The organism is Pseudomonas sp. RT4P38 (assembly GCF_054897765.1).
On the sequence record NZ_CM142703.1, the window covers coordinates 2,398,990 to 2,424,398 of the forward strand.

At 60.1% G+C, this 25,409-nt stretch carries 18 protein-coding genes, 1 other RNA gene and 3 pseudogenes; 12 read left to right on the plus strand and 10 right to left on the minus strand.

Translation table 11 applies throughout. The features are described from left to right. The first annotated feature begins 161 nt into the window (after window positions 1–161). From ACYZT7_RS11180 to ffs, 6 genes are all read left to right on the plus strand, one after another. Entirely contained in the window at window positions 162–833 is a 672-nt protein-coding gene (locus ACYZT7_RS11180) for a GntR family transcriptional regulator (protein WP_462041772.1), read from the plus strand. Continuing rightward, the gene (gene smc / locus ACYZT7_RS11185; RefSeq protein ID WP_462041065.1) at window positions 824–4,312 is read left to right on the plus strand and encodes a chromosome segregation protein SMC; all 3,489 of its coding nucleotides are present in this window, start codon (window positions 824–826) and stop codon (window positions 4,310–4,312) included. Before ACYZT7_RS11180 ends, smc begins: the two co-directional genes overlap by 10 nt. Window positions 4,313–4,570: 258 nt before the next feature. After that, the gene (gene zipA, locus ACYZT7_RS11190; RefSeq protein WP_462041066.1) at window positions 4,571–5,425 is read left to right on the plus strand and encodes a cell division protein ZipA; all 855 of its coding nucleotides are present in this window, start codon (window positions 4,571–4,573) and stop codon (window positions 5,423–5,425) included. Window positions 5,426–5,567: 142 nt separating this feature from the next. Then, complete coding sequence (gene ligA / locus ACYZT7_RS11195) at window positions 5,568–7,925, plus strand: NAD-dependent DNA ligase LigA (protein ID WP_462041067.1); 2,358 nt, start codon at window positions 5,568–5,570, stop codon at window positions 7,923–7,925. A 79-nt stretch (window positions 7,926–8,004) separates the two neighbouring features. Then, entirely contained in the window at window positions 8,005–9,168 is a 1,164-nt protein-coding gene (locus ACYZT7_RS11200) for a zinc-binding metallopeptidase family protein (protein ID WP_462041068.1), read from the plus strand. A 147-nt stretch (window positions 9,169–9,315) separates the two neighbouring features. Then, an RNA gene (gene ffs, locus ACYZT7_RS11205) (signal recognition particle sRNA small type) lies at window positions 9,316–9,412 on the plus strand. A 182-nt stretch (window positions 9,413–9,594) separates the two neighbouring features. On the opposite strand, the gene ACYZT7_RS11210 is transcribed toward ffs, so the two are convergent. Further along, complete coding sequence (locus ACYZT7_RS11210; protein WP_462041069.1) at window positions 9,595–9,909, minus strand: helix-turn-helix domain-containing protein; 315 nt, start codon at window positions 9,907–9,909, stop codon at window positions 9,595–9,597. 283 nt (window positions 9,910–10,192) lie between these two features. Between ACYZT7_RS11210 and ACYZT7_RS11215 the strand changes: the two are divergent. Beyond that, a pseudogene (locus ACYZT7_RS11215) lies at window positions 10,193–11,904 on the plus strand (putative bifunctional diguanylate cyclase/phosphodiesterase). A gap of 23 nt (window positions 11,905–11,927) precedes the next feature. Here ACYZT7_RS11215 and ACYZT7_RS11220 read toward each other — a convergent pair. Next, window positions 11,928–12,071: pseudogene (locus ACYZT7_RS11220) on the minus strand (amino acid ABC transporter substrate-binding protein); the annotation flags it as partial. A gap of 95 nt (window positions 12,072–12,166) precedes the next feature. Here ACYZT7_RS11220 and dnaX point away from each other — a divergent pair. The 4 genes and pseudogenes from dnaX to recR all read left to right on the plus strand — a co-directional run bounded on the left by dnaX (window position 12,167) and on the right by recR (window position 15,563). Next, a complete protein-coding gene (gene dnaX, locus ACYZT7_RS11225) occupies window positions 12,167–14,263 on the plus strand; it encodes a DNA polymerase III subunit gamma/tau (protein WP_462041070.1) in 2,097 nt (698 codons plus the stop codon). A gap of 66 nt (window positions 14,264–14,329) precedes the next feature. After that, entirely contained in the window at window positions 14,330–14,668 is a 339-nt protein-coding gene (locus tag ACYZT7_RS11230; RefSeq protein WP_008028561.1) for a YbaB/EbfC family nucleoid-associated protein, read from the plus strand. Between the two features lie 146 nt (window positions 14,669–14,814). Then, window positions 14,815–14,895, plus strand: a pseudogene (locus ACYZT7_RS11235) (hypothetical protein); the annotation flags it as partial. A 65-nt stretch (window positions 14,896–14,960) separates the two neighbouring features. Next, entirely contained in the window at window positions 14,961–15,563 is a 603-nt protein-coding gene (gene recR / locus ACYZT7_RS11240) for a recombination mediator RecR (protein ID WP_462041071.1), read from the plus strand. Between the two features lie 77 nt (window positions 15,564–15,640). Here recR and ACYZT7_RS11245 read toward each other — a convergent pair whose 3' ends face one another. Further along, window positions 15,641–16,636, minus strand: a complete 996-nt coding sequence (locus tag ACYZT7_RS11245) for an IS110 family RNA-guided transposase (RefSeq protein ID WP_462030744.1) — start codon at window positions 16,634–16,636, stop codon at window positions 15,641–15,643. A 380-nt stretch (window positions 16,637–17,016) separates the two neighbouring features. Here ACYZT7_RS11245 and ACYZT7_RS11250 point away from each other — a divergent pair, with 380 nt between their 5' ends. Continuing rightward, the gene (locus ACYZT7_RS11250) at window positions 17,017–18,165 is read left to right on the plus strand and encodes an acyl-CoA dehydrogenase family protein (RefSeq protein WP_462041072.1); all 1,149 of its coding nucleotides are present in this window, start codon (window positions 17,017–17,019) and stop codon (window positions 18,163–18,165) included. 113 nt (window positions 18,166–18,278) lie between these two features. On the opposite strand, the gene ACYZT7_RS11255 is transcribed toward ACYZT7_RS11250, so the two are convergent. The 7 genes from ACYZT7_RS11255 to ACYZT7_RS11285 all read right to left on the minus strand — a co-directional run bounded on the left by ACYZT7_RS11255 (window position 18,279) and on the right by ACYZT7_RS11285 (window position 25,398). Beyond that, window positions 18,279–18,827, minus strand: coding sequence for an adenine phosphoribosyltransferase (locus tag ACYZT7_RS11255; RefSeq protein WP_449644301.1), 549 nt, complete (start codon window positions 18,825–18,827; stop codon window positions 18,279–18,281). A gap of 79 nt (window positions 18,828–18,906) precedes the next feature. Next, on the minus strand, window positions 18,907–19,641 hold the full coding sequence (gene fnr, locus ACYZT7_RS11260) for a fumarate/nitrate reduction transcriptional regulator Fnr (protein ID WP_462034168.1): 735 nt from the start codon (window positions 19,639–19,641) through the stop codon (window positions 18,907–18,909). Between the two features lie 129 nt (window positions 19,642–19,770). Further along, complete coding sequence (hemN, locus tag ACYZT7_RS11265) at window positions 19,771–21,153, minus strand: oxygen-independent coproporphyrinogen III oxidase (RefSeq protein WP_462041773.1); 1,383 nt, start codon at window positions 21,151–21,153, stop codon at window positions 19,771–19,773. Window positions 21,154–21,366: 213 nt separating this feature from the next. Continuing rightward, window positions 21,367–22,050: a sulfite exporter TauE/SafE family protein gene (locus ACYZT7_RS11270; protein WP_462041073.1), complete on the minus strand. Its 684-nt coding sequence runs from the start codon at window positions 22,048–22,050 to the stop codon at window positions 21,367–21,369. Beyond that, window positions 22,043–22,261, minus strand: coding sequence for a cbb3-type cytochrome oxidase assembly protein CcoS (gene ccoS / locus ACYZT7_RS11275; protein ID WP_007905420.1), 219 nt, complete (start codon window positions 22,259–22,261; stop codon window positions 22,043–22,045). The genes ACYZT7_RS11270 and ccoS overlap by 8 nt, the downstream gene beginning before the upstream one ends. Before the next feature lie 22 nt (window positions 22,262–22,283). Further along, entirely contained in the window at window positions 22,284–24,734 is a 2,451-nt protein-coding gene (locus ACYZT7_RS11280; RefSeq protein ID WP_462041074.1) for a heavy metal translocating P-type ATPase, read from the minus strand. A gap of 124 nt (window positions 24,735–24,858) precedes the next feature. Beyond that, on the minus strand, window positions 24,859–25,398 hold the full coding sequence (locus ACYZT7_RS11285) for a FixH family protein (protein ID WP_462041075.1): 540 nt from the start codon (window positions 25,396–25,398) through the stop codon (window positions 24,859–24,861). Between the last annotated feature and the right edge of the window lie 11 nt (window positions 25,399–25,409).

Consider the following 25,409-nt stretch of genomic DNA (forward strand, 5'->3'; position numbering starts at 1 on the left):
TTTTGTCGATCAACGACTCGTTCCTTCATTATTGACCCTCACGGGATAGCCTGCATTTTGCTTGAATCGTGCCAAAACCGCCGAGTGGGCACTCCGCCATGACCCTTTATGTGCTGTACACTGCGCTGCTTGTGCAGATCGAAGAGTTTGAAGGGACAACCATGACGTTCAAGGCGCCGGATAGCCTCGCCGAGCAAATTGCTCACCACCTCGCCGAACGCATCATTCGTGGCGAAATGAAGCCCGGGGAGCGCATCCAGGAACAGAAGGTCACGCTGGCCCTCAATGTCAGCCGCGGTTCGGTCCGTGAGGCCTTGCTGATCCTCGAGCGCCGCCACCTGATCGCGATTCTGCCGCGACGCGGCGCCCACGTGACTGAGCTCACGGTCCACAAGGTCCGGAGCCTGTGCACGCTGATGAGCGAGCTCTACATTCTGCTGGGCAATGCAGTGGCCAGCGGCTGGCAAGTCCAGGCCGACATGGCGCCGTTCGTGCAAATCCAGCAGCGCCTCACCGCCAGCTACGAGCGTCAGGACATCCGCACCTTCGTCGACGACAGCTTTAATGTGATGCGCGCCGCGTATCCGTTCGCCAACAACCCGTACTTGCAGGAAACCGTCGAGAATCTGCAGCCGGCCATGAGCCGCGCGTATTTCCTCGCCCTGGAACAGCGCAAGGCCTCGATGAGCGAGTTCCTCGAACTGTTCGAACGCTTGCTCGCCGCCGTGCTGGCCCGTGATTTTCCGCAGATCCGCATCGTGCTGACGGCGTATGCCCAGCGCAGCTCCGATCTGGTGGTTTCTGCCCTGACGGACGCTCAAGCGTGCGGCTAAAGTGCATCAAACTGGCGGGGTTCAAATCCTTCGTCGACCCGACCACGGTGAACTTCCCCAGTAACATGGCGGCGGTGGTCGGGCCCAATGGTTGCGGCAAGTCGAACATCATCGACGCCGTCCGCTGGGTGATGGGCGAGAGCTCGGCCAAGAACCTGCGCGGCGAGTCGATGACCGACGTCATCTTCAACGGGTCGACCAGCCGCAAACCGGTGAGCCAGGCGAGCATCGAACTGGTGTTCGATAATTCCGACGGCACTCTGCTCGGCGAATACGCCGCCTATGCGGAAATTTCCATTCGCCGCAAAGTGACCCGCGACAGCCAGACCACCTACTACCTCAACGGCACCAAATGCCGTCGCCGCGATATCACCGACATCTTTCTCGGTACAGGCCTGGGTCCGCGCAGCTATTCGATCATCGAGCAGGGGATGATCTCCAAGCTGATCGAGTCCAAACCCGAAGACTTGCGCAACTTTATTGAAGAAGCGGCGGGCATTTCCAAGTACAAGGAGCGCCGGCGCGAGACCGAAAACCGTATCCGTCGCACCCACGAAAACCTTGCCCGACTGACCGACCTGCGCGAAGAGCTCGAGCGTCAGCTCGAACGCTTGCACCGCCAGGCCGAGGCCGCCAAGAAGTATCAGGAATACAAGGGCGAGGAGCGTCAGCTCAAGGCTCAACTGTCGGCCCTGCGCTGGCAGGCCTTGAACGAGCAGGTCGGTCAGCGCGAAGCGATCATCGGCACGCAGGAAATCACTTTCGAAGCCCTGGTGGCGGAGCAGCGCAACGCCGATGCCAGCATCGAACGCTTGCGTGACGGTCACCACGACCTGTCCGAGCGCTTCAATCTGGTGCAGGGGCGCTTCTATTCGGTCGGCGGCGACATCGCCCGGGTCGAGCAGAGCATCCAGCACGGTCAACAGCGTTTGCGCCAGTTGCAGGACGACCTGAAAGAGGCCGAGCGTGCGCGTCTGGAAACCGAGTCTCATCTGGGCCTCGACCGCACCTTGCTGCAGACGCTCGGCGAAGAGCTGGACATGCTCACGCCGGAACAGGAAGTCTCCAGCGCCGCCGCCGAAGAGGCCGCCGCCGCGCTGGAAGAATCCGAAACCACCATGCATGGCTGGCAAGAGCAGTGGGACACGTTCAACCTCACCGCTGCCGAGCCTCGTCGTCAGTCTGAAGTTCAGCAGTCGCGCATCCAGCAGCTGGAAACCAGCATGGAGCGCTTGGCCGATCGTCAGAAGCGTCTTGGCGAGGAGCGCGCGTTGCTGTCGGCGGACCCGGAAGACGCGGCGATCATGGAGCTCAGTGAGCAACTGGCCGCTTCCGAGGCAACGCTTGAAGACCTGCAGGCCAGCGAAGAATCCCAGGTCGAACGCCTTGAGCAACTGCGTCAGGAACTGCAATTGGCGCTGCAAAATCAGCAGCAGGCTCAGGGTGATTTGCAGCGTCTGAACGGTCGCCTCGCCTCCCTTGAAGCCTTGCAGCAAGCCGCACTCGATCCAGGCACCGGCACTGCTGAATGGCTGCGCGAACAGCATTTGGCGGACCGTCCGCGTCTGGCCGAAGGTCTGAAAGTCGAAGCCGGTTGGGAGCTGGCGGTGGAAACCGTGCTCGGCGCCGACCTGCAAGCGGTGCTGGTGGATGACTTCGGTGATTTCGATTTGGCCGGTTTTGCCCAAGGCGATTTGCGCTTGCTCAGCCCGGCCACTGATGGCGTGCGCGTGCCCGGCAGCTTGCTCGATAAAGTTGAAGCGCAGATCGATCTGTCGCCATGGTTGGGGCAGGTCAAACCGGTCGACAGCCTCGAACAGGCGTTGGCCCTGCGCAGTCAATTGACCGCCGGCGATAGTCTGATCAGTCGCGATGGTTACTGGGTCGGTCGACACTTTTTGCGCGTGCGCCGGGCCAGCGAAGCGCAAAGCGGCGTGCTCGCCCGTGGTCAGGAAATCCAGCGCCTGGGCCTTGAGCGCGATGAGCGCGAAGCCACGGTCGAAACCCTGGAAACCCAACTTCAAAATCTCAGGGCGCAACAGCGTCAGCAAGAAAACGGTCGCGAACATTTGCGGCGTTTGTTGCAGGACGAAGCGCGTCAGCAAGGTGAATTGAAAGCTCAATTGTCTGCGGGCAAGGCCAAGGTCGAACAGCTGACGTTGCGTCGCACGCGGCTCGATGACGAACTCACCGAACTGGCCGAGCAGCGCGCACTTGAACACGAAAACATCGGCGAAGCGCGCCTGCAATTGCAGGACGCCCTCGACAGCATGGCGCTGGACACCGAGCAGCGCGAATTGCTGCTGGCCCAACGCGACAGCCTGCGCGAGCGACTTGATCGAGTGCGTCAGGAAGCCCGGCAGCACAAAGATCACGCGCATCAACTGGCGGTGCGCCTGGGTTCACTCAAGGCCCAGCACGATTCCACGCGTCAGGCGCTGGAACGTCTGGAAATGCAGTCCGAGCGCCTGACCGAAAAACGCGAACAGCTGAGTCTCAACCTGGAGGAGGGCGAGGCGCCGCTGGAGGAGCTGCGGTTAAAACTTGAAGAGCTGCTCGACAAGCGCATGACGGTCGACGAAGAGCTCAAGACTGCGCAGATCGCCCTGGAAGATGCGGATCGCGAATTGCGCGACGCCGAGAAGCGCCGCAATCAGGCCGAGCAACAATCCCAATTGATCCGCGGCCAACTCGAACAGCAACGCATGGAATGGCAAGCCCTGACCGTGCGCCGCAAGACCCTCGAAGATCAATTGCTCGAGGACGGCTACGACCTCCACGGCGTGCTCGCTACGCTGACGGCCGAGGCCAACGAGAAGGACGCCGAAGAAGAACTCGAACGCATTGCCGCACGCATTCAGCGTCTCGGCGCGATCAACCTCGCGGCCATCGACGAATACCAGCAACAATCCGAGCGTAAACGTTATCTGGATGCACAGAACGCCGATCTGGTGGAAGCACTGGACACCCTCGAAAACGTGATTCGCAAGATCGACAAGGAAACCCGTAACCGCTTCAAAGATACCTTTGATCAGATCAATGGCGGATTACAGGCGCTTTTCCCAAAAGTTTTCGGTGGAGGCCGCGCGTATTTGGAACTGACGGGCGAAGATCTACTCGATACAGGGGTGACGATCATGGCGCAGCCGCCCGGAAAGAAGAACAGCACCATCCATTTGCTCTCCGGTGGCGAAAAAGCCCTGACCGCACTGGCCCTGGTTTTTGCGATCTTCAAGTTGAATCCGGCGCCGTTCTGCATGCTCGACGAAGTTGACGCACCCCTGGATGACGCTAACGTTGGACGCTATGCACGGCTGGTCAAAGAGATGTCCGAGACGGTGCAGTTCATCTATATCACCCACAACAAGATCGCCATGGAAATGGCCGATCAACTGATGGGGGTGACGATGCATGAACCGGGATGCTCGCGTCTGGTGGCAGTGGATGTCGAGGAGGCGATGGCGATGGTGGATGCGTGAGGGGGCACTTGTAGGGCAAGTATTTTTAGTCTGTAGGGCTTTTTTACCCACCTCTACTTGCTGGCCAATCGACATATTCGCGCAAGCCATTGTGACAGACGGTGTAAAGTTGCCTTTGGTCGTGCTAGTTTAATGTCAATTTTTCGTATACGTGGGCAAAACGCCTGTCAGAACATAGAGTTGGCGCCACGTTTTAAAGCGGTTTGCGAGTTGTAAACCCCTTATTTTTCAGCATTTTTTATAGAGGCACGGGATTACATGGAAATCGGTCTGCGCGAGTGGCTGATCGTCATCGGCATTATTGTCATTGCCGGTATTCTTTTCGATGGCTGGCGTCGCATGCGCGGCGGCAAGGGAAAACTGAAATTTCGTCTTGACCGGAGTTTGTCCAATCTGCCGGACGAGGACACCAGCGCCGAGCTGTTGGGCCCGCCCCGCGTGCTGGATGCCCATAAAGAACCGCAACTGGACGAGCACGATCTGCCGTCGGTGAGCATGCCTGCCCGTGAATCGCGTGAGTCGGGTTCCAAGCGCGGCAAGCGTGGCCACGGCGAGCCTTCCCAGGGCGACATGAACCTCAGCCTGGATTTGGACGGCGGGCCGAGCTTCAGCAGCCGTGACGACGATTTCCCGGATGACACCAAGGCGTCGAGTTCGACCAGCGAAAAGGAACACCCGCAAGCCGAAGAAGTGCTGGTGATCAGCGTGATCTGCCGCGACGCCGCTGGCTTCAAAGGCCCGGCGCTGTTGCAGAACATTCTGGAAAGCGGTCTGCGTTTCGGCGAGATGGACATCTTCCACCGTCACGAAAGCATGGCCGGCAATGGCGAAGTCCTGTTCTCGATGGCCAATGCGGTCAAGCCGGGCGTCTTCGATCTGGATGACATCGACCACTTCAGCACGCCGGCGGTGAGTTTCTTCCTCGGTCTGCCAGGCCCTCGTCATCCCAAGCAAGCCTTCGACGTGATGGTGGCCGCAGCGCGCAAACTGTCCCAGGAGCTGAACGGTGAGCTCAAAGACGATCAGCGCAGCGTGCTGACCGCCCAGACCATCGAGCACTACCGTCAGCGCATCGTTGAATTCGAACGTCGCGCCCTGACCCAGAAGCGTTGATCTGTAGGAGCCAGGCTTGCCGGCGAAGGCGATCTTAAATACGCCTTCGCCGGCAAGCCTGGCTCCTACAATTACAATGATTTGTACAGCTTCAACAGATTGAGCAGCTTCGGCTGCTCTTTTGCTTTATGAGAGAACACCCATGACCGCCGCCAAAAACCGCATTCTAGAGCTGCGCGCTGAGCTGGATCAGCACAACTATCGCTACCACGTGCTGGACGAGCCGAGCATTCCGGACGTCGAATACGATCGGTTGTTCAATGAGCTCAAGGCACTCGAGGCGGCCAGTCCTGAATTGATCACCAGCGACTCGCCGACCCAGCGCGTCGGTAGCGCGGCGCTGTCGGCGTTCACTCAGGTGCGTCATGAAGTGCCGATGCTCAGCCTCGGCAACGCCTTCGAAGAAACGGACATGCGCGAGTTCGATCGTCGCGTAACCGAAGGGCTGGACCTGCCGGTCGGCGATCTGTTCGGTGGCGGTGCGGCGGTGGAATACAGCTGCGAACCCAAGCTCGATGGCCTGGCGGTCAGCCTGTTGTATCAGGACGGCGTGCTGGTACGCGGTGCCACTCGCGGCGATGGCGCTACTGGCGAAGACATCAGCGTCAACGTACGCACCGTGCGCAACATCCCGCTCAAGCTGCACGGTGCTGGCTGGCCAGCGACCCTGGAAGTGCGCGGCGAAGTGTTCATGTCCAAGGCTGGTTTCGAGCGCCTTAACGCCACGCAACTGGAAGTCGGCGGCAAGACCTTCGCCAATCCGCGCAACGCGGCGGCCGGCAGCTTGCGGCAGCTGGATTCAAAGATTACCGCCAACCGCCCGCTGGAATTCTGCTGCTATGGCATCGGTCAGATTTCGGCCGATATTGCCGACACGCACATTGGCAACCTGCAGCAACTCAAAGCCTGGGGCATGCCGATCAGTCATGAGCTGAAGCTGGCGCAGGGCATCGATGAATGCCTGGATTACTACCGCGACATCGGTGAGCGGCGCAATTCGCTGCCGTATGAAATCGACGGCGTGGTGTTCAAGGTCAACAGCATCGCGTCCCAGCGTGAACTGGGTTTTCGCGCGCGTGAACCGCGCTGGGCGATTGCTCACAAATTCCCGGCGATGGAAGAGCTCACCGAGCTGCTCGACGTGGAGTTCCAGGTCGGTCGCACCGGTGCGGTGACGCCCGTAGCGCGCTTGAAACCGGTCAAGGTGGCCGGCGTCACCGTGGCCAACGCGACGTTGCACAACATGGACGAAGTGGCGCGCCTTGGCTTGATGATCGGCGACACCGTGATCATCCGCCGCGCCGGCGATGTGATTCCGCAAGTGGTGCAAGTGGTCACCGAGCGTCGCCCGGATAACGCGCGGCCGGTGCAGATCCCCGAGAAGTGCCCGGTCTGCGGTTCCCATGTCGAGCGTACGCAACTGGTCAAGCGCAGCAAGGGTCGCGAAACCGTCAGCGAAGGCGCGGTGTATCGCTGTGTCGGGCGTCTGGCCTGCGGTGCGCAGCTCAAGCAAGCGATCATTCACTTCGTTTCCCGTCGCGCCATGGACATCGAAGGCCTGGGCGAGAAGAGCGTGGAGCAACTGGTGGATGAAGGCCTGGTGAATTCGCCGGCCGATCTATACGCCCTGACGTTCGAGCAGATTGTCGACCTGGAAGGCTTTGCCGAGCTGTCGAGCAAGAACCTGCTCAGCGCCATCGAAGACAGCAAGAAGCCGAGCCTGGCGCGCTTCATCTACGCCCTCGGGATTCCTGATGTCGGCGAAGAGACGGCGAAGGTGCTGGCGCGTTCCCTCGGCGCTCTGGAACGGGTTCAGCAGGCGTTGCCGCAAGTGCTCACGTACTTGCCGGACGTTGGCCTGGAAGTGGCTCATGAGATTCACAGCTTCTTTGAAGATGCGCATAACCAGCAGGTGATCAAGGATCTGCTCAAGCACGGCATGCAGATTCAGGATCAGGGCGAGCTGGGTGCCGAGTTTGCCGCGAGCACCACGTTGGGTGGCTTCCTCGACAAGTTGCACATCCCTTCGGTTGGGCCGGGTGGGGCGCAGAAATTAGCCGATAAATTTGGTTCGCTTGAAGGGGTTTTCAGCGCCGACTGGTTGGATATGCGCCAGGCACTGCCGGAAAAGCAGGCGAACTCGGTTCGCGAGTTCTTCGTGGTTGCGCAAAATCGTCAAATTGCTGAGGCCGCCGAGAAACAGCTGCGCGATTTCGGCATGCACTGGCAGAGCGAAAAGAAAGTCGTCGAAGGCTTGCCGCTGGCCGGGCAGACTTGGGTGCTGACCGGTTCGCTGGAGTTGATGAGCCGCGACATCGCCAAGGACAAACTTGAAAGCCTTGGTGCCAAGGTGGCGGGCTCGGTATCGGCGAAGACCCATTGTGTGGTCGCTGGGCCAGGTGCAGGTTCCAAGTTGACGAAGGCTAATGAGCTGGGATTGAAGGTTCTCGATGAAGAGGCATTCGTCGAGTTTCTGAGCAAACACGGTATTGCGGTTTAGTTGATCGTTCCCACGCAGAGTGGGAACGATCTTCACGCGGGAATGATCTAGTCTTGGCAAGCCCCAGGGAGAGATCGCCATGTACCGCTTCTTTGAACAGCTCAGTTCACGCATCGCTGCACCCTTCATTGGCGAAAGCTCGCGCAACAGCAAGGTCTGGCAGTGCCGCTGCGGGCAGTCGCTGTTTTTTCGCAACAGTCAGTGCCTGGCCTGTTCGGCGGCGTTGGGTTATCAACCGGAGCAGAGTCGCTTGTCGTCGCTGCAGCCCGGCTTGCAGACCGATACCTGGTTACTCGACGCCGATCCCGACGCGGGTGTCTTGCGCCGTTGCGCCAACCTCGATTCCCCGGCCGCGTGCAATTGGCTGCTCCCCGCCAATGACCACGATGCGTTATGCATCGCCTGTAGCCTGAACCACACCATCCCCGACCTGTCGATTGCCGAAAACCACGAACGCTGGCGCAAGGTTGAAACGGCGAAGCGTCGTCTGGTCGCACAGTTGGTCAGCCTTGGTTTGCAGGTGATTCCCAAAACCGTGGACGAACAGGCCGGCCTGGCCTTCGATTTCATGGGTGTCGACCTCGAAGGCAAGTCGCCGACCACCGGTCACGCCAACGGTTTGATCACCCTCGATGTCAAAGAGGCTGACGACGCCCATCGCGAGCAGATTCGGGTGCAGATGCATGAGCCTTATCGCACGCTGCTCGGGCATTTTCGCCATGAGGTCGGGCACTATTACTGGGATCGGCTGGTCGCCAACAGTCATTGGCTGGAACCATTTCGCAGCCTTTTCGGCGACGAGCGCGCGAGTTACGCCCAGGCCCTGGAACGGCATTACCAGCAAGGCGCACCGCTCAACTGGCAGCAACATTACGTCAGCGCCTACGCGACCATGCATCCCTGGGAGGATTGGGCCGAAACCTGGGCTCATTACCTGCACATGATGGACGCGGTGGATACGGCGTTGGGATTCGGCATGAGCGCGCGGGAAATGGACTTCGACTACAAGCCATTTCCGCCCGACACGCTCTACGATCCACAACATCCCGGCGGTGCCGCGTTCCTGTCATTCGTCAATGCATGGATCGAACTGGCGGGCATGCTTAATGAGCTGTCACGCAGCATGGGTCAGCCGGATTTCTATCCGTTTGTCCTGCCGCCAGCAGTGATTGCCAAGCTGCACTTCATCCACCTGGTGATCCAGCAGGAGGGCGGCCGGGCGGATGAAGTGTTGCAGGGGTAGGCGCTGCGTCAGGCTGCGATCTTTTCAGGGCTTGCGCATGTCCTTGAAGCAGCACATATTTTTTAATCCGCCCGAACGGTTGTAACTTCGTCTCAGATAGGTACAATGGCGCCGTTCGCCGTCAGGTGAGCGTCGTTATGGTGACCCCATCGGTCCCCCCGCAACGATTACCCGTGAACCTGGTCAGATCCGGAAGGAAGCAGCCACAGCGGGAACATTGTGTGCCGGGGTGTGGCTGGTGGGGTTGCCTCCATAACGCACCGCGAGTCCTCTCTCGCGTTATCTTTCTAAAAATACGTTCTTGTTGCTCTGCCATGGTTCTTGTCCAGGGCGGTGTTTTTTCGTTTCCGATTTTTCAGAACGAACCTATAAAAGGAGGCCGAGTTGTCGAATGCGACACTCGGCCTCCTTTTTTCATTTCTGGCACTAAGGCTTGGACAAGGCATGGTCAACCGCCGCAATCAGCTTTCCCAGATCCTTCGGGGTGGCTTTATGTATGACACCGAACAGATACGCCCGCTGTTCATCTTCATCGCCTGAATCTGCGAAAAAGGCTTTCAGCTTCACGCCCAACACATCGGCAAGCAGGAACAAGGCTTCCACGCTGGGGGTGTAGGTGCCGGTTTCGAAGCGGCTGATGGTTTTGGGGTCAAAACCGGTTTTTTCGCCGAGTTCAGCCTGAGTAAGCCCGGCGACCTTGCGGTAGCGCCGAATGGCCGCACCCAAACTTGAAATTTGCATCGCTTAATTCCCATTTAGAATCAAGAACTTCACGATAGATTTTTGCATTAGACAACTGCATGATCCATCACCTTGCTTTGCAAAATGTGATGCGTTTCGTAGAATCGCCGCTCAAAAAGGGTATTTTGGGTCTTTGAGGTTAGTTGATCTCTGCTGTCAGGAGGCCATCAAACGCTGTTCATGGAGTGATATCGTGTTGCTGCGCATTACCTATAAAAACATCTCTTCCGGGCATCCTGCACTGGTCGAGCGGTACCACCGCTAGCCACAGCGAGCCTGACTCATGGATGAGAAATACCGCAGGGCCGTGGATGCCGCCGCGATTTTTTCCGAGACCGATCTGAGCGGCCGGATCACCCACGTCAACGATCAATTCTGTGCCGTGTCCGGCTATAGCCGCGAAGAACTGCTCGGGCAGAACCATCGTCTCCTCAATTCGGGTCTGCACCCCGCTGATTTCTTCGCGGCTATGTGGCGCACCATCGCCTTGGGCAACGTCTGGAAAGGCGAGATTTGTAATCGCGCCAAGGATGGCAGCCTGTATTGGGTCGAGAGCACCATGGTGCCGGTGCTCGATGACGCCACTGGGCGAGTTGACCGTTATCTTTCGATTCGTTTCGACATCAGCGAAAAACGCCAATTGTTGCACTCACTGCAATGGCGGGTGGGGCATGACGTGCTGACCGGGCTGCCGAATCGCGCGTTTCTCTCGGATTTGCTGGATCAGGCGCTGGAGTTCTCCCGGAACGAAAAAATCCCGCTGGCGGTGTGCATGCTCGACCTCGACGGCTTCAAAGCGGTCAACGATGGCTACGGGCATGCCAGTGGCGATCTGCTGTTGGTCGAGGTGGCCAAGCGTTTGCGCGCCATTGTGCGCGGCCAAGATGTGGTGGCGCGGCTGGCCGGTGACGAGTTTGTGCTGGTGTTGCGTTACGTGCGTGGTCTGCCGGAACTGCGTGCGGCGTTGAGCCGGGTGCTCGGCGCCATTTCGGCGCCATTTCGGCGCCGTACTCGCTGCATGGCAAGGGCGTCAATGTGTTTGCCAGTATCGGCGTCACCCTGTTCCCTCACGACAATGAAGATGCCGAAACTTTGTTGCGTCATGCCGATCAGGCCATGTACGTGGCGAAACAAAGCGGTCGTAATCGCTTTCATTTGTTCGACGTGTCCCGGGATCAGGAGGTCAAGGCCACACACCAGACGGTCGAGCTAGTGCGCCAGGCGCTGGCTGCCGGTGAGTTTCGCGTGCATTTCCAGCCCAAGGTGAACATGCGTCGTGGTGAGGTTGTCGGCCTCGAGGCGTTGTTGCGTTGGGAGCATCCGCAACAGGGCATGGTACCGGCACGGGAGTTTTTGCCGCTGGTGGAGGAGACGGACCTGATCATCGATATTGGTGAATGGGTGATGGATCAGGTCCTGTCGCAGTTGCACCATTGGCAGCAGGCGGGGCAGGGCTGGCCGGTCAGCATTAATATTGCGGCGCGACATTTTCAGCGCGCGGATTTCGTCGACCGGCTCAAACACGTGCTCGCCCGGCATGCCCAAGTGGCTCCGCAGATGCTCGATCTGGAAATTGTCGAGTCGGTGGCGATCGAGAACATTCAGCATGTCAGTGACTGTATGCAGGCCTGTCAGGCGCTGGGGGTGCAGTTTTCATTGGGCGACTTTGGCACCGGTTATTCGTCCCTGAGCTACCTCAAGCGTTTGCAAACCCAAACCATCAAGATCGACCAGTCGTTCGTGCGCGACATCGTTAATGATCGTGATGATCTGGCCCTGACCATGGCGGTCATTGGCTTGGCTCGGGCCTTTGGTCGGCAAGTGATCGCCGAAGGGCTGGAAAGTATCGAACACGGTGAAATGCTGCTGCGCCTGGGCTGCGAAGTTGCTCAAGGCTATTTCATCGCCCGGCCGATGCCGCCCGCAGACGTGCCGGGCTGGGTCGCGGGGTTTGTCGCGCCGGCGCAATGGCAGATGCTGGAGCAGGTGGGCTGAGGCTTGCCATTGTGCTCGTTGGGCGGCTCCGCGCTAATATAGAGCCGGATAATGTCGTCGACTTCACCGGACATTTTCATTCGCAGCAAGGTGCGCTAAATGCGCTGCACGGGCACCTTGGGATCGTTGCGCACATAACAACCGACGCTTTGTTCCTGCAGCAAAGACCCTCTTAGCCAGATTAGACGAGCGCACCGGATGCAATTTTGGCCTTGCTCCGCTAGCATTAGCCGCTTCTGTTCCTTCGTTGCGACGGTTTTCGATGAGTTATCAGGTTCTTGCACGTAAATGGCGTCCGCGCTCGTTCCGCGAAATGGTCGGCCAGACCCATGTGCTCAAGGCTCTGATCAATGCCTTGGACAGCCAGCGGCTGCACCACGCCTATCTGTTTACCGGTACCCGCGGGGTCGGCAAGACCACTATCGCGCGGATCATCGCCAAATGCCTGAACTGTGAAACAGGTATCACTTCAACACCTTGCGGCGAGTGTTCGGTGTGCCGTGAGATCGATGAGGGCCGCTTCGTCGACCTGATCGAGATCGACGCCGCGAGCCGGACCAAGGTCGAAGACACCCGCGAACTGCTCGACAACGTGCAGTACGCGCCGAGCCGTGGGCGCTTCAAGGTCTACCTGATCGACGAAGTGCACATGCTTTCCAGCCATTCCTTCAATGCGCTGTTGAAAACCCTTGAAGAGCCGCCGCCCTACGTCAAGTTCATCCTGGCGACCACCGATCCGCAGAAACTTCCTGCAACGATTCTTTCGCGGTGCCTGCAGTTCTCTCTGAAGAACATGACGCCGGAGCGGGTGGTCGAGCATTTGACCCACGTGCTGGGTGTCGAGAACGTGCCGTTCGAAGACGACGCGCTGTGGCTGTTGGGCCGTGCTGCCGACGGTTCGATGCGCGATGCGATGAGCCTGACCGACCAGGCGATCGCCTTCGGTGAAGGCAAAGTCATGGCTGTCGACGTACGGGCGATGCTCGGCACGCTCGATCACGGTCAGGTCTATGACGTTCTGCATGCGCTGATCGAAGGCGACGCCAAGGCCTTGCTCGAAGCCGTCCGTCACTTGGCCGAGCAAGGCCCGGACTGGAACGGCGTGCTCTCGGAAATTCTCAACGTGCTGCACCGTGTCGCCATCGCCCAGGCCCTGCCTGAAGGCGTCGACAACGGTCATGGCGACCGTGATCGGGTGCTGGCGCTGGCCCAGGCCTTGCCGGCAGAAGACGTGCAGTTTTATTACCAGATGGGCCTGATCGGTCGTCGCGACTTGCCGCTGGCGCCGGACCCGCGCGGTGGTTTCGAAATGGTCTTGCTGAGAATGCTCGCGTTCCGACCGGCAGACACCGCGGACGCTCCCAGGCAACCGCTAAAGCCGGTGGGGATCAGCCAGGCCACAGTTGATTCCGCACACTCAGTGGCTGCCGCGCCCGTTGTTGCGCCGGTAGTCGCTACGGCAGTTGCACCGGCAGTGGTAACAGTTGCACCTGCGCCGGTTGCGGCGGTGGTTGCTCCAGTGCGATCGCCCGAGCCTGAGCCAGTTGCGCCCGTCGTCGTGCCCGAGCCTGTGGTTGAGGCAGTAGCGGTCGAAGCAATCGTCGATCTGCCCTGGAACGACCCGATAGAACCCGAAGTCGTTCAGGAACCCGCCGTCGAGCCGGTGCTGGAAACTTCCGCCGAACAACCCGAACTGGCGCCGATGCCATTGCCGACCCCCGACAGCGTGGTGCCAGACGCACCGGAGTGGGCCGCTGCGCCGATTCCAGAGCCGTCGGTGGCCGAAGTCGACGCCGCGACGCCGGGCATGGACCTGGACGACGAGCCGCCGCTGGACGAGGATTACATCGAGCCGGATATGGAATCGGCCTACAGCTACCTCGACGAACTGGCCAGCGAACACACCGCCGAGCCAGTGCCGGAACCCGAGCCAGAACCGGCCGCCATGCCGGCCACCGGTCTGGCACTGCAATGGCTGGAGCTGTTCCCGAAACTGCCGATCTCCGGCATGACCGGCAGTATCGCCGCCAACTGCACGCTGATCGCCGTCGAGGGTGACAACTGGCTGATGCACCTGGACCCGGCCCACAGCGCGTTGTTCAACGCGACTCAACAGCGTCGCTTGAACGATGCGTTGAATCAGTTTCATGGGCGTACGCTGAACCTGAGCATGGAGCTGATCAAGCCCGAGCAGGAAACCCCGGCCCAGGCCGGGTCCCGGCGCCGTGCGAACCGTCAGCGCGAGGCGGAAGAGTCGATCCACGGTGATCCGTTCATCCAGCAAATGATGCAGCAGTTCGGTGCGGTCGTCCGTAACGATACTATTGAACCTGTCGAGACCCTGGTCACTCAGGGCTAATACTGAAGACGTTCGGCCGAACGGGCCGGGCGCTGTTTTTATCCAAGTACTTTTGAGGTGATTCCCATGATGAAAGGTGGCATGGCCGGCCTGATGAAGCAGGCGCAGCAGATGCAGGAAAAAATGGCCAAGATGCAGGAAGAGCTGGCCAACGCCGAAGTCACCGGTAAAGCCGGTGGCGATATGGTCACCGTGGTGATGACAGGTCGTCACGACGTCAAGCGCGTGACCATCGATCCAAGCCTGGTCGAAGGCTTGAGCGAAGACGACAAAGAGATGCTGGAGGCTGTGTTCGCCGCCGCCGTCAACGATGCCGTTCGCAAGATCGAAGCCAACAGCCAGGACAAGATGTCCGGCATGACCGCTGGCATGCAACTGCCACCGGGTATGAAGCTGCCATTCTGATTCGCTAAAGCGCGTCGGATGGGCTACAAAAAAATGCCAGGCATCGCGCCTGGCATTTTTGTTTCTGCCGCACACTGATCATTCCACGCTCTGCGTGGGAATGATCGGGACCAGAAACATCGAACGCGAAACCGCCACAACGGTCGGAGCAGGCACCCGAAGCGTTCATCGGTCTGCTGGAAGGACGCAACCTCGGCAAACTGGTTGTGCGGGTCGCCCCGGACTGAGTAATTGACGCTAAACAGAGGCGCGGGTATAAACCGCGTCTCGTTGTTTTGTCGGACTTTTCCCCATGAGCTTCAGCCCTTTGATTCGCCAACTGATCGACGCCCTGCGAATTTTGCCAGGTGTGGGTCAGAAAACCGCTCAGCGCATGGCGTTGCAGTTGCTCGAACGTGATCGCAGCGGCGGCTCGCGACTGGCCCTGGCACTGAGCCAGGCCATGGAAGGGGTGGGCCATTGCCGGTTGTGCCGCACGCTGACGGAAGATGACCTCTGCCCGCAATGCGCCGATACCCGTCGCGACGACACCGTGCTCTGCGTGGTGGAAGGACCGATGGACGTCTACGCGGTGGAGCAGACCGGTTTCCGTGGTCGCTACTTCGTGCTCAAGGGCCATCTGTCGCCGCTCGACGGACTCGGGCCGGAAGCCATCGGTATTCCGCAACTGCTGGCGCGGATCGAGGAAGCGGGCACGTTCACTGAAGTCATCCTTGCGACCAACCCGACCGTGGAAGGTGAAGCCACAGCGCACTACATTGCCCAATTGCTCAGCAACAAAGGCCTGATCGCCTCGCGTATCGCCCACGGCGTGCCATTGGGTGGCGAGCTGGAATTGGTGGATGGCGGGACGTTGGCGCATTCGTTTGCCGGGCGTAAGCCCATTACCTTGTAGCGCCTGAACGGATGCCTTCGCGGGCAAGCCTCGCTCCTACAGAGAAATGTGATCCCCTGTAGATACTCTGTTCACGGTCAAGCTTTCGCGAGATGTTTTTCGCTAAAAAGCTTGGCCGTATCAAATTCTTCGCCGGAGCGCATGCAAGCCCATAAACCCGTCAGGTACTTGCGCATCACTGCTCCGATGGCTTGCATTTTCTTCTTGCCCCGAGCCACCAGAGCTTCGTAGAAGGCTTTCACGTTCTCATCGCAACGGATTGCCGTCATTGCCGGCATGAACATCGCTGCGCGTAAGTAGGCGTTGCCACATTTCGACATTCGGCCAGGGCGGTTCACACTTGTTCCTGACTGGGTCAATCTCACGTCCAGCCCCGCATAACGGCTCACCTGTGCCGATTTGAGCGTTACAGGTAGCGTCGTCAACTCAGCCAGTGCAGCAATCGCTGAAGCCTCTCCCACGCCGGGTGCCGCCATCATGCAGCGAAACTGCAAGGTCAGGTTCGGGCACTTGGCGATGGCGTCGCGCGCAGCCTTTTTCAAACGGTCAACGCGTATATCCAATGCAGCAATCGCGTCTTTCTCATCTGCGATTAGCAACTCAATACTCGTATCTGTCGCTTGTAGCGCATGCAGCTCATTCTTGGCTCTGGTCCGATGGCCAATCAGTCGATTGATATGACGGCCAATCGCACGCAGCATCATTTGATCCGCCGTAGGCGGGACCCAAAGCCTGGGTGCCATGCGCTCGCCATATTCAGCCAGCAACTGCGCATCGATCTGGTCAGTCTTGCTGTTTTGCAACATCAACTTGGCAAAGTTGTGGAAGCTTTTTGGGTTGATCACCGAGACCGGTAAGCCGGCGGCATGCAACTCCAACGCAAGATCCAGGTAGTAAATACCGGTGGCCTCCATGACCACGCTCAGCGGTTTGAGGCCCATCATCTTATTCACCGCGGCCTTACGACCCTTGGGCGTGTGCTGAATGTCCCACTGGCCGACTGTTTTGCCGTTCTGCCGCCATCCCATGGCAGACGTTTTGGCACCAATGTCTATGCCGACATGAGTATTCATGCTTTTCACTTCCCTGACTTTAGGTAAGATTGCTTCCGGTTCCCCCGACCTCGAACTTCATGCCACTGCAACCTTGTAATGCGAAGTCCGACTTGTCGGCTTCTCGATACTCTTCGTGGTGGGCAATGAGGCGGGGGGGCCTCTCTACAGACAAGGTCAGGAGCAAATCCTGCCTTCAGGAGCGATCGGCCTCCCCCAGAAACGCACTTGCTGTTGAATGAATCCTTGAGCGTAACCTCTCTCGCTGGAGTCAGGGTCAACATACAAGGAGCGAGGCTTGCCCGCGAAGGGCGCACCTCGGTTCATCTGATTCACACAATCCTGTTGAAAACCAAGCAAGCGCTCGGTTAACTTCGCTGAACCTTCAGTGGAGCTTGCCGATGCCTGCCTTTCAGGAATACTTCGACCCCAGCCACCAATTGGTCCGCGACAGCGTCAGACGTTTCGTCGAGCGCGAGATCTTGCCGGACATCGACCAGTGGGAAGAAGCCGAAAGCTTTCCCCGTGAGCTCTACCAAAAGGCCGGAGCTGCGGGGATTTTGGGGGTCGGTTATCCCGAAGCCCTGGGTGGCAGCCACGAAGGCGATCTGTTCGCCAAGGTCGCCGCCAGCGAAGAGCTGATGCGCTGCGGCTCCGGCGGCTTGGTGGCGGGGCTCGGCTCGCTGGACATCGGCCTGCCGCCGATCCTCAAGTGGGCCAGGCCTGAAGTGCGCGATCGCGTTGTGCCGCAGGTGCTTGCCGGCGAGAAAATCAGCGCCCTGGCGGTTACCGAGCCCAGTGGTGGCTCTGACGTCGCCAACCTGCAAACCCGCGCTGTGCGTGACGGCGACGTCTACCGGGTCAGCGGCAGCAAAACCTTTATCACCAGTGGCGTCCGCGCGGATTTCTACACCGTCGCGGTGCGCACCGGTGCGCCGGGTTTCGGTGGCATCAGCCTGCTGTTGATCGAGAAGGGCGCGCCCGGTTTTACGGTCGGCCGGCGCTTAAAGAAAATGGGCTGGTGGGCGTCGGACACCGCCGAGCTGTTCTTCGACGATTGCCGGGTACCTGTAGGAAATCTGATCGGCGCCGAAAACATGGGCTTTGCCTGCATCATGGGCAACTTCCAGAGCGAACGCCTGGCGCTGGCGCTAATGGCCAACATGACCGCCCAAATGGCGCTGGAAGAGAGCTTGAAATGGGCTCGCCAACGCGAAGCATTCGGTAAACCCATCGGCAAGTTTCAGGTACTCAAGCATCGCCTTGCCGAAATGGCCACGGCGCTGGAAGTGTCACGGGAATTCACCTACCGCCAGGCAGCGAAAATGGCGGCGGGGCAGAGTGTGATCAAGGAGATTTCCATGGCCAAAAATTTTGCGACTGACACGGCTGATCGGATTACTACGGATGCGGTGCAGATTCTGGGTGGTCTCGGCTACATGCGTGAGAGCCTGGTGGAGAGGTTGTACCGGGACAATCGGATACTGTCGATCGGTGGCGGGACTCGGGAAGTGATGAACGAGATCATCAGTAAGCAGATGGGGCTTTGAGTCTTTGCGGTGTTGCAGATGACGCTTTCGCGGGCAAGCCTCGCTCCTACAAGAGCACCGCATTATCTGTAGGAGCGAGGCTTGCCCGCGAAGGCGTCGGTGCAGGCGCCGCCTCACTTATCGCTCAGCGCAAACTGCGTCAGGCAGAAAGTCGGAATCCCCATGTCTTCCAAACGCTGCGACCCGCCCAGCTCCGGCAAATCAATGATCGCCGCCGCTTCATGAACCCGAGCACCCATGCGTCGAATCAGGTTTGCCGCCGCAATCAGCGTACCGCCCGTGGCGATCAGGTCATCGAACATCACCACCGAATCGCCCTCGCACAGGCTGTCGGCGTGGACTTCGAGGAACGCTTCGCCGTATTCGGTCGCATAACCCTCTGCCAGCACGTCGGCCGGCAGTTTGCCTTGCTTGCGGAACAACACCAGTGGCTTGTTCAGTTGATAGGCAAGGACCGAACCGATCAGAAAACCACGCGCGTCCATCGCGCCGATGTGGGTGAAGTCGGCCTCGACATAACGATGGGCAAAGCTGTCCATCACCAGGCGCAGGGCCGTGGGGGACTGGAACAGCGGGGTAATGTCGCGAAAGATCACGCCCGGCTTGGGAAAGTCGATCACGGGGCGGATGAGGGATTTGATGTCGAAGGAGTCGAAGGCCATAGTCGAAGAATCCTGGCAGGCTGCAAACGACGCAGTATAACGGCGGCTGAACCGTTTCGCTCAGCCGCACTCGCCGAAATCAGCCTTCCAGCGAACCGCCGGCCAGGGCGCAGAGCTGGATCGGGTCGAGGATATGGATTTCCTTGCCTTCAGCGGCGATCAGTTCGTTTTGCTGGAAGCGCGTGAACACCCGGGACACGGTTTCCACCGCCAGGCCCAGGTAATTGCCGATTTCGTTGCGCGACATGCTCAGGCGGAACTGGTTGGCCGAGAAGCCCCTGGCGCGGAAACGGGCCGACAGGTTGACCAGGAACGTGGCGATGCGCTCGTCGGCGGTTTTCTTCGACAGCAGCAACATCATTTGCTGATCGTCGCGAATCTCGCGACTCATCACGCGCATCAACTGACGGCGCAGTTGCGGCAGTTGCAGCGCGAGTTCGTCGAGGCGTTCGAAAGGGATTTCACACACCGATGTGGTTTCCATGGCTTGCGCCGAGACCGGGTGTTTTTCGGTGTCCATGCCCGACAGGCCGACCAGTTCGCTCGGCAGGTGGAAACCGGTGAGTTGTTCTTCGCCGCCATCGCTCAGACTGAAGGTCTTCAGGGCGCCAGAGCGTACTGCATAAACGGAATCGAAGGTGTCGCCCTGGCGGAACAGGAATTCGCCCTTTTTCAGCGGGCGGCCACGTTTAACGATTTCGTCCAGCGCATCCATGTCTTCCAGATTCAAAGAAAGTGGCAAGCAGAGGGGGGCCAGGCTGCAATCCTTGCAATGGGCCTGACTATGAGCGCGCAGCTTTACTGGCTCGGACATTTCTTCAATCCTTGTGGGAAAACACACATAAGCCGTAAGGGTAACCCACGGGAGGACATTCAGGCACGCGGCGATTTTGTCGCAGGGTCGTAAAGTCAGCGTTAAGTAGACCGACAAGTGAGGTGATGGCTAGATCACCCGTGAAAACCGCTGGCGATTCTGCTGTTCCAGGTACGCGTCGAACACCATGCACACCGAACGCACCAGCAATCGTCCGGCGGGCAGTACGGTGATCCGTTCGTTATCCAGTTCGATCAGGCCGTCTTCGGCCATTCCCTGCAACTGTGGCCAGAGTTCGCCGAAGTAACCCTGAAAGTCGATGTTGAAGGTGTGTTCGATCTCGGCGAATTCCAGGCTGAAATTACAGATCAGTTGTTGGATGACCGCACGTCGCAGGCGGTCATCGGCGTTGCACAGCAGACCACGGCTGGTGGCCAACTGCGCGCTGGCCAGCGTGTTCTGGTACTGATTGAGGTCGCTGCTGTTCTGGCAATACAAGTCGCCGATCTGGCTGATGGCGGAGACGCCCAGGCCAATCAAGTCGCAATGACCGTGGGTGGTGTAGCCCTGGAAGTTGCGTTGCAGGGTCGATTCTTCCTGAGCAATCGCGAGTTCATCGTCGGGTAGCGCGAAGTGGTCCATGCCGATGTAGCGGTAACCGGCCTTGGTCAGCTGCTCGATGGTGCCCTGGAGCATTTCCAGTTTCTGCGCCGGTGTCGGCAGCTCGTCGCTGTTGATTCGCCGTTGTGGCATGAAGCGTTCCGGCAGGTGCGCGTAGTTGAACACCGAGAGGCGGTCCGGTTGCAGGTTGATGACTTCATCGACGGTGCGGGCGAAATTCTCGGGTGTCTGTCTCGGCAAGCCGTAGATCAGGTCAATGTTGATCGAGCGAAACTGCAGCGTGCGGGCAGCGTCGATCACCGCGCGGGTTTCTTCCAGGCTTTGCAGGCGATTGACCGCCCGCTGCACCGCCGGGTCGAGGTCTTGCAGACCGATACTGACCCGGTTGAAACCCAGTTCACGGAGCAGGCCCATGGTCGACCAGTCGGCTTCGCGAGGGTCGATTTCGATGCCATAGTCGCCGGAATCGTCGTCCAGCAAGTTGAAGCTTTTGCGCAACTGGGCCATCAATTGGCGCAGTTCATCGTGATTGAGAAAGGTCGGGGTGCCGCCGCCGAAATGCAGTTGCTCGACTTTCTGCGCGGGATCGAGGTGGCAGGCGATCAACTGGATTTCCTGCTCCAGACGCTGCAAATAGGGCAGGGCCCGGCCGCGATCCTTGGTGATGACTTTGTTGCAGGCGCAGTAGTAGCAGATGTTCGCGCAGAACGGCACATGCACGTACAGCGACAACGGACGCAGGGCCTTACGGCTTTCGCGCAGCGCATGGAACAGGTCGAAGGTGCCGATATGACTGTCGAATTGCAAGGCGGTCGGATACGAGGTGTAACGCGGGCCCGCCAGGTCATAACGGCGGATCAGATCGGTGTCCCAACGAATGGCGTCGAGCAACATGCGGGCATTCCCCCGGATAGGCTGGCAGTGTCAGCGAGTCTATGGGGAGGCGCGGTGGGGTATCTTGATTTGCATCAAGGTCCAGATCTGTGTTGTCAGTGAGGGCCTCATCGTCGGATCGCCGCCCGGAGCAAGCTCGCTCCCACAGGGATTTGCAGTGTTCACAAAACCTGTGGGAGCGAGCTTGCTCGCGATGGGTGCGCCGCTGATTTAATGGCCCATCAACCAATGCTGATGCGGGCCCGGCAAGGTCCAGACTCCGAACAACATCACCAGTAATCCGCCAGCCATCCGCACGCTACGCTTGCGCAACAACGCCGTGACCCGTTCAGCCGCCAGCCCCGTGGCGAGTAACACTGGCCAGGTGCCCAGCCCGAACGCGAGCATCAAAAGCGCACTGTCCAGCGCATTGCCCTGACTCGCCGACCACAGCAACGTGCTGTAAACCAACCCGCACGGCAGCCAGCCCCAGAGCGCGCCCAGCAGCAACGCGCGGGGTACGCTCGACACCGGCAGCAGTTTATTGGCAACTGGCTGGATATGCCGCCACAGGCCGCGACCGAGGCTTTCGATGCGGGTCAGGCCGCTCCACCAACCGGCGAGGTACAGGCCCATGGCGACCAACAGCAATCCGGCGATGACGCGCATGAACATCGCCGCCGGGCTATTGGCCACCGCCCAGCCGGCCAGGCCGATCAGCAGGCCGGCCGTTGCATAGCTGAGAATTCGCCCCAGGTTGTAGGCCAGCAGCAGTCGAAAGCGTCGGCTGCGTTGCTCCTTGGGAATCGCCAGGGTCAGCGCGCCCATCAAACCGCCGCACATGCCCAGGCAATGCCCGCCACCGAGCAGACCGAGAATCACCGCAGACACCAGCAGCGGCGCCAACTCAAGCATGGGGTGGGGCCTTGTCGTCCGGTTTGGCCGGATGGCCGCTGGCCTCGTCGACGGCCGCCTTGTGGTTAGGGTCCTGGTCGTCGAACAGAATGCTGTGGGCCGGGCCGTCGAGGTCGTCGTACTGACCGCTGTCGACTGCCCAGAAGAAGATGTAAATGGCGATGGCCACGATCAGCAGCGCGGCCGGGATCATCACGTAGAGAGCTGGCATCTGGACTCCATGCCCGCGCGGCTCAGGCCGGCAGCGGGCGGGTTTCTGGCGTGGCGCTGACCGCAGGCGCATTGGGCATGCGAGTCAGGCGCAGGGCGTTCAGCACCACGGTCAACGAACTGATGGACATGCCGACCGCGGCCCATACCGGCGTGATCCAGCCGAGGGCGGCGAACGGCAACATGAGGCCATTGTACAGCCCGGCCCACAGCAGGTTCTCGATGATTACCCGACGGGTGCGCCGAGCGAGGCTGAAGGCTTGGACCAATGCATCGAGGCGGTTCGACAGCAATACCGCGTCGGCACTGGTTTTCGCCAGGTCGGTGGCCGAACCCATGGCCACGCTGATGTCGGCGGCGGCCAGCACTGGCACGTCGTTGACGCCGTCACCGAGCATCAACACCTTGCGGCCTTCCTTGTGCAGCTGTTGCAGGACCTGCAATTTGTCGTCCGGACGCAAGCCGCCGAGGGCTTCATCGATGCCGAGTTCCGCGGCGACACTGGCGACCATCGGCGAGCTGTCACCGGACAGCAACAGCGTGCGCCAGCCGCGAGACTTGCAGGCGGCGAGCAGCGCGGGTGCGTCGGCGCGCAGGCGGTCGTCGAGAACAAACCATGCCAACGGCCCCTGGCTGTCGCCGAGCAACAGCCATTGACCGGCTTCATCCGGCATCAACGGCACGGCAGCGCCACTGAGTTCACAGACAAAACCCGGTTGGCCGATGCGCAGGCGTTGCTCGCCGACCAACCCTTCGAGGCCCAGCCCCGGCGTGCTGTGGACTTCTTCGGCAGCGAGCGGCGCGCGGCCAAATGCGCGGGCGATCGGATGTTCAGAGCGGTTTTCCAGGGCCGCGGCCAGGCTCAGGCATTGATCGCTGTTGAGTGCGCCGAGCGGGCGAATCGAACGCAAGGCCAGGCGACCTTCCGTCAGCGTGCCGGTCTTGTCGAAAATCACCGTGTCGATCTGGTTCAGGCCTTCCAGCACATGGCCGCGAGTCAGCAGCAAACCCAGTTTGTGCAGTGTTCCGGTGGCGGCAGTGAGGGCGGTCGGCGTGGCGAGGGACAAGGCGCACGGGCATGTCGCAACGAGCATCGCCAACACAATCCAGAAGGCCCGCGACGAATCCAGTTCCCACCAGATCAGGCCGATGACGGCAGCGGCAATCAGCGATAGCAGCAGGAACCATTGCGCGGCGCGGTCGGCGATTTCTGCCAGTCGCGGCTTCTCGGCCTGAGCACGGTCCAGCAGGCGGACGATGGCGGACAGTCGGGTGTCTTGACCCAGCGCCAGGACTTCCACGGTCAATGCACCTTCGACATTCAGGGTGCCGGCGGTGACCGCATCGCCCGGTGTGCGCGGCTGTGGCAGGTATTCGCCGGTCAGCAGGGATTCGTCGATGTTCGACTGACCGTCGAGGATCTTACCGTCAGCCGGAAGGATTGCGCCGGGATGCACCAGCACTTGATCGCCGACGCGCAGTTCGCTGAGCAGGATTCGCTCGCTCTGACCGTCGGCACTCAGGCGCAGGCACGAGGCGGGTAACAGATTGACGAGTTGCGCAGTGGCGGCGGCGGTGCGTTCGCGGGCACGGCGTTCCAGATACCGTCCGGCCAGCAGGAACAGCGCGAACATGCCCACCGCATCGAAATACAGTTCTCCGACGCCGGTGATCGAAGTCCAGATCCCGGCGATATAAGCACTGCCAATGGCCAGCGAGACCGAGACGTCCATGGTCAGGTGGCGGGTGCGCAAGTCGCGCATCGCGCCTTTGAAGAATGGCGCGCAGCTGTAGAACACGATCGGGGTGGTGAGAAATAACGCGACCCAACGCAGGATAGTGTGCAGCTCGGGGCTGAGATCGATGTTGAATTCCGGCCAGGTGGCCATGGTCGCCATCATCGCCTGGAACCACAGCAGCCCGGCCACGCCGAGTTGGCGCAGGGCCAGGCGGTTTTCGCTGGCCAGTTGTTCGCTGGCGCGGTCGGCTTGATACGGGTGGGCGGTGTAGCCGATATGGCGCAATTCGCTGAGCAGCTGGCTCAGCGGCAGCTGCGCGTCAGCCCAGCGTACGTGCAGACGATGGTTGGACAGGTTCAGGCGCGCCTCGGCCACCGCCGGCAAGCCGCGCAGGTGTTTCTCGATCAACCAGCCGCAAGCGGCGCAACTGATGCCTTCCATCAACAGAGTGGTTTCGGCGAGGTCGCCTTCGTGGCGGACGAAGGGTGCTTGTACATCGGCGCGGTCGTACAGCGCCAGTTCGTCCACCAACTGCACCGGCAGCGCTTCGGGGTTGGCCGATGACTCGCTGCGATGCTGGTAATAGCTTTCCAGGCCGCCGGCCACGATTGCTTCGGCCACGGCCTGGCAACCCGGGCAGCAGAACTCGCGGGCTTCACCGAGGACGGCAGCGGTGAAGCGGCTGCCGGCCGGGACGGGCAGGGCGCAGTGGTAGCAGGGGAGTGGAGTGGTCATGAGGTGAAGTCTATATCGTCCGGAAGGGCCTCATCGCGAGCAAGCTCGCTCCCACATTGGATTTGTGGCGTTCACAAAACCCTGTGGGAGCGAGCTTGCTCGCGATGCGCGAAGCCGCAGGCTTTTACTTCTTCAGGTCTTCGGCGCCTTGCAGCGGCTCATCACCCAGCAGCAAATCCTTGTCATGGCTGACCTGTTCTTCTTCGAACATGCGCCAGGTCTTGTCGTCCTGTACGCCCAGCAGTTCTACAAAGCGGCGACCATCGACCTTGTCGTTCAGTTGGCCAATGTAGCGGCCCTGTTCGGTTTCGCTGCGCGCCAGGGTAATCTTGCGATCCTTCTCGGGCTGGGTCGGCGAGATCAGGTTCAGCTCCAGGGTTTTGGGCTGGCTGTTGCCGCTCAGGCGCAGATCGACTTCGCCGGTCACATCGTCCAGATGAACGCTGGCGCGCAGCAGCAGGGTCTGCGCCAGCAGTTCACGATCGAGGGAGCGGTTGATGCCTTTGCCGGCCTCGTAATAGTTGTCATTGACCAGGTTGTCCGGGTTGTTCACCGCGATCGTCACCATGGACAAGGTCAGGGTCACGGAACACGCCAGGATGGCGATGATGATCCACGGCCAAAGGTGCTTGTACCAGGGACTTGCGGCAGTTGGTGCGGGCATGATCACTTCTC

Coding starts and splice junctions, on each gene's coding strand:
- ACYZT7_RS11280 (WP_462041074.1), bottom strand. CDS start 24,734: ATGACCACTCCACTCCCCTGCTACCACTGCGCCCTGCCCGTCCCGGCC.
- ccoS (WP_007905420.1), bottom strand. CDS start 22,261: ATGCCAGCTCTCTACGTGATGATCCCGGCCGCGCTGCTGATCGTGGCC.
- ACYZT7_RS11270 (WP_462041073.1), bottom strand. CDS start 22,050: ATGCTTGAGTTGGCGCCGCTGCTGGTGTCTGCGGTGATTCTCGGTCTG.
- ligA (WP_462041067.1), top strand. CDS start 5,568: ATGACCGCCGCCAAAAACCGCATTCTAGAGCTGCGCGCTGAGCTGGAT.
- ACYZT7_RS11200 (WP_462041068.1), top strand. CDS start 8,005: ATGTACCGCTTCTTTGAACAGCTCAGTTCACGCATCGCTGCACCCTTC.
- ACYZT7_RS11245 (WP_462030744.1), bottom strand. CDS start 16,636: ATGAATACTCATGTCGGCATAGACATTGGTGCCAAAACGTCTGCCATG.
- ACYZT7_RS11285 (WP_462041075.1), bottom strand. CDS start 25,398: ATGCCCGCACCAACTGCCGCAAGTCCCTGGTACAAGCACCTTTGGCCG.
- ACYZT7_RS11255 (WP_449644301.1), bottom strand. CDS start 18,827: ATGGCCTTCGACTCCTTCGACATCAAATCCCTCATCCGCCCCGTGATC.
- recR (WP_462041071.1), top strand. CDS start 14,961: ATGAGCTTCAGCCCTTTGATTCGCCAACTGATCGACGCCCTGCGAATT.
- ACYZT7_RS11210 (WP_462041069.1), bottom strand. CDS start 9,909: ATGCAAATTTCAAGTTTGGGTGCGGCCATTCGGCGCTACCGCAAGGTC.
- fnr (WP_462034168.1), bottom strand. CDS start 19,641: ATGTCCGAGCCAGTAAAGCTGCGCGCTCATAGTCAGGCCCATTGCAAG.
- ACYZT7_RS11180 (WP_462041772.1), top strand. CDS start 162: ATGACGTTCAAGGCGCCGGATAGCCTCGCCGAGCAAATTGCTCACCAC.
- ACYZT7_RS11250 (WP_462041072.1), top strand. CDS start 17,017: ATGCCTGCCTTTCAGGAATACTTCGACCCCAGCCACCAATTGGTCCGC.
- dnaX (WP_462041070.1), top strand. CDS start 12,167: ATGAGTTATCAGGTTCTTGCACGTAAATGGCGTCCGCGCTCGTTCCGC.
- ACYZT7_RS11230 (WP_008028561.1), top strand. CDS start 14,330: ATGATGAAAGGTGGCATGGCCGGCCTGATGAAGCAGGCGCAGCAGATG.
- zipA (WP_462041066.1), top strand. CDS start 4,571: ATGGAAATCGGTCTGCGCGAGTGGCTGATCGTCATCGGCATTATTGTC.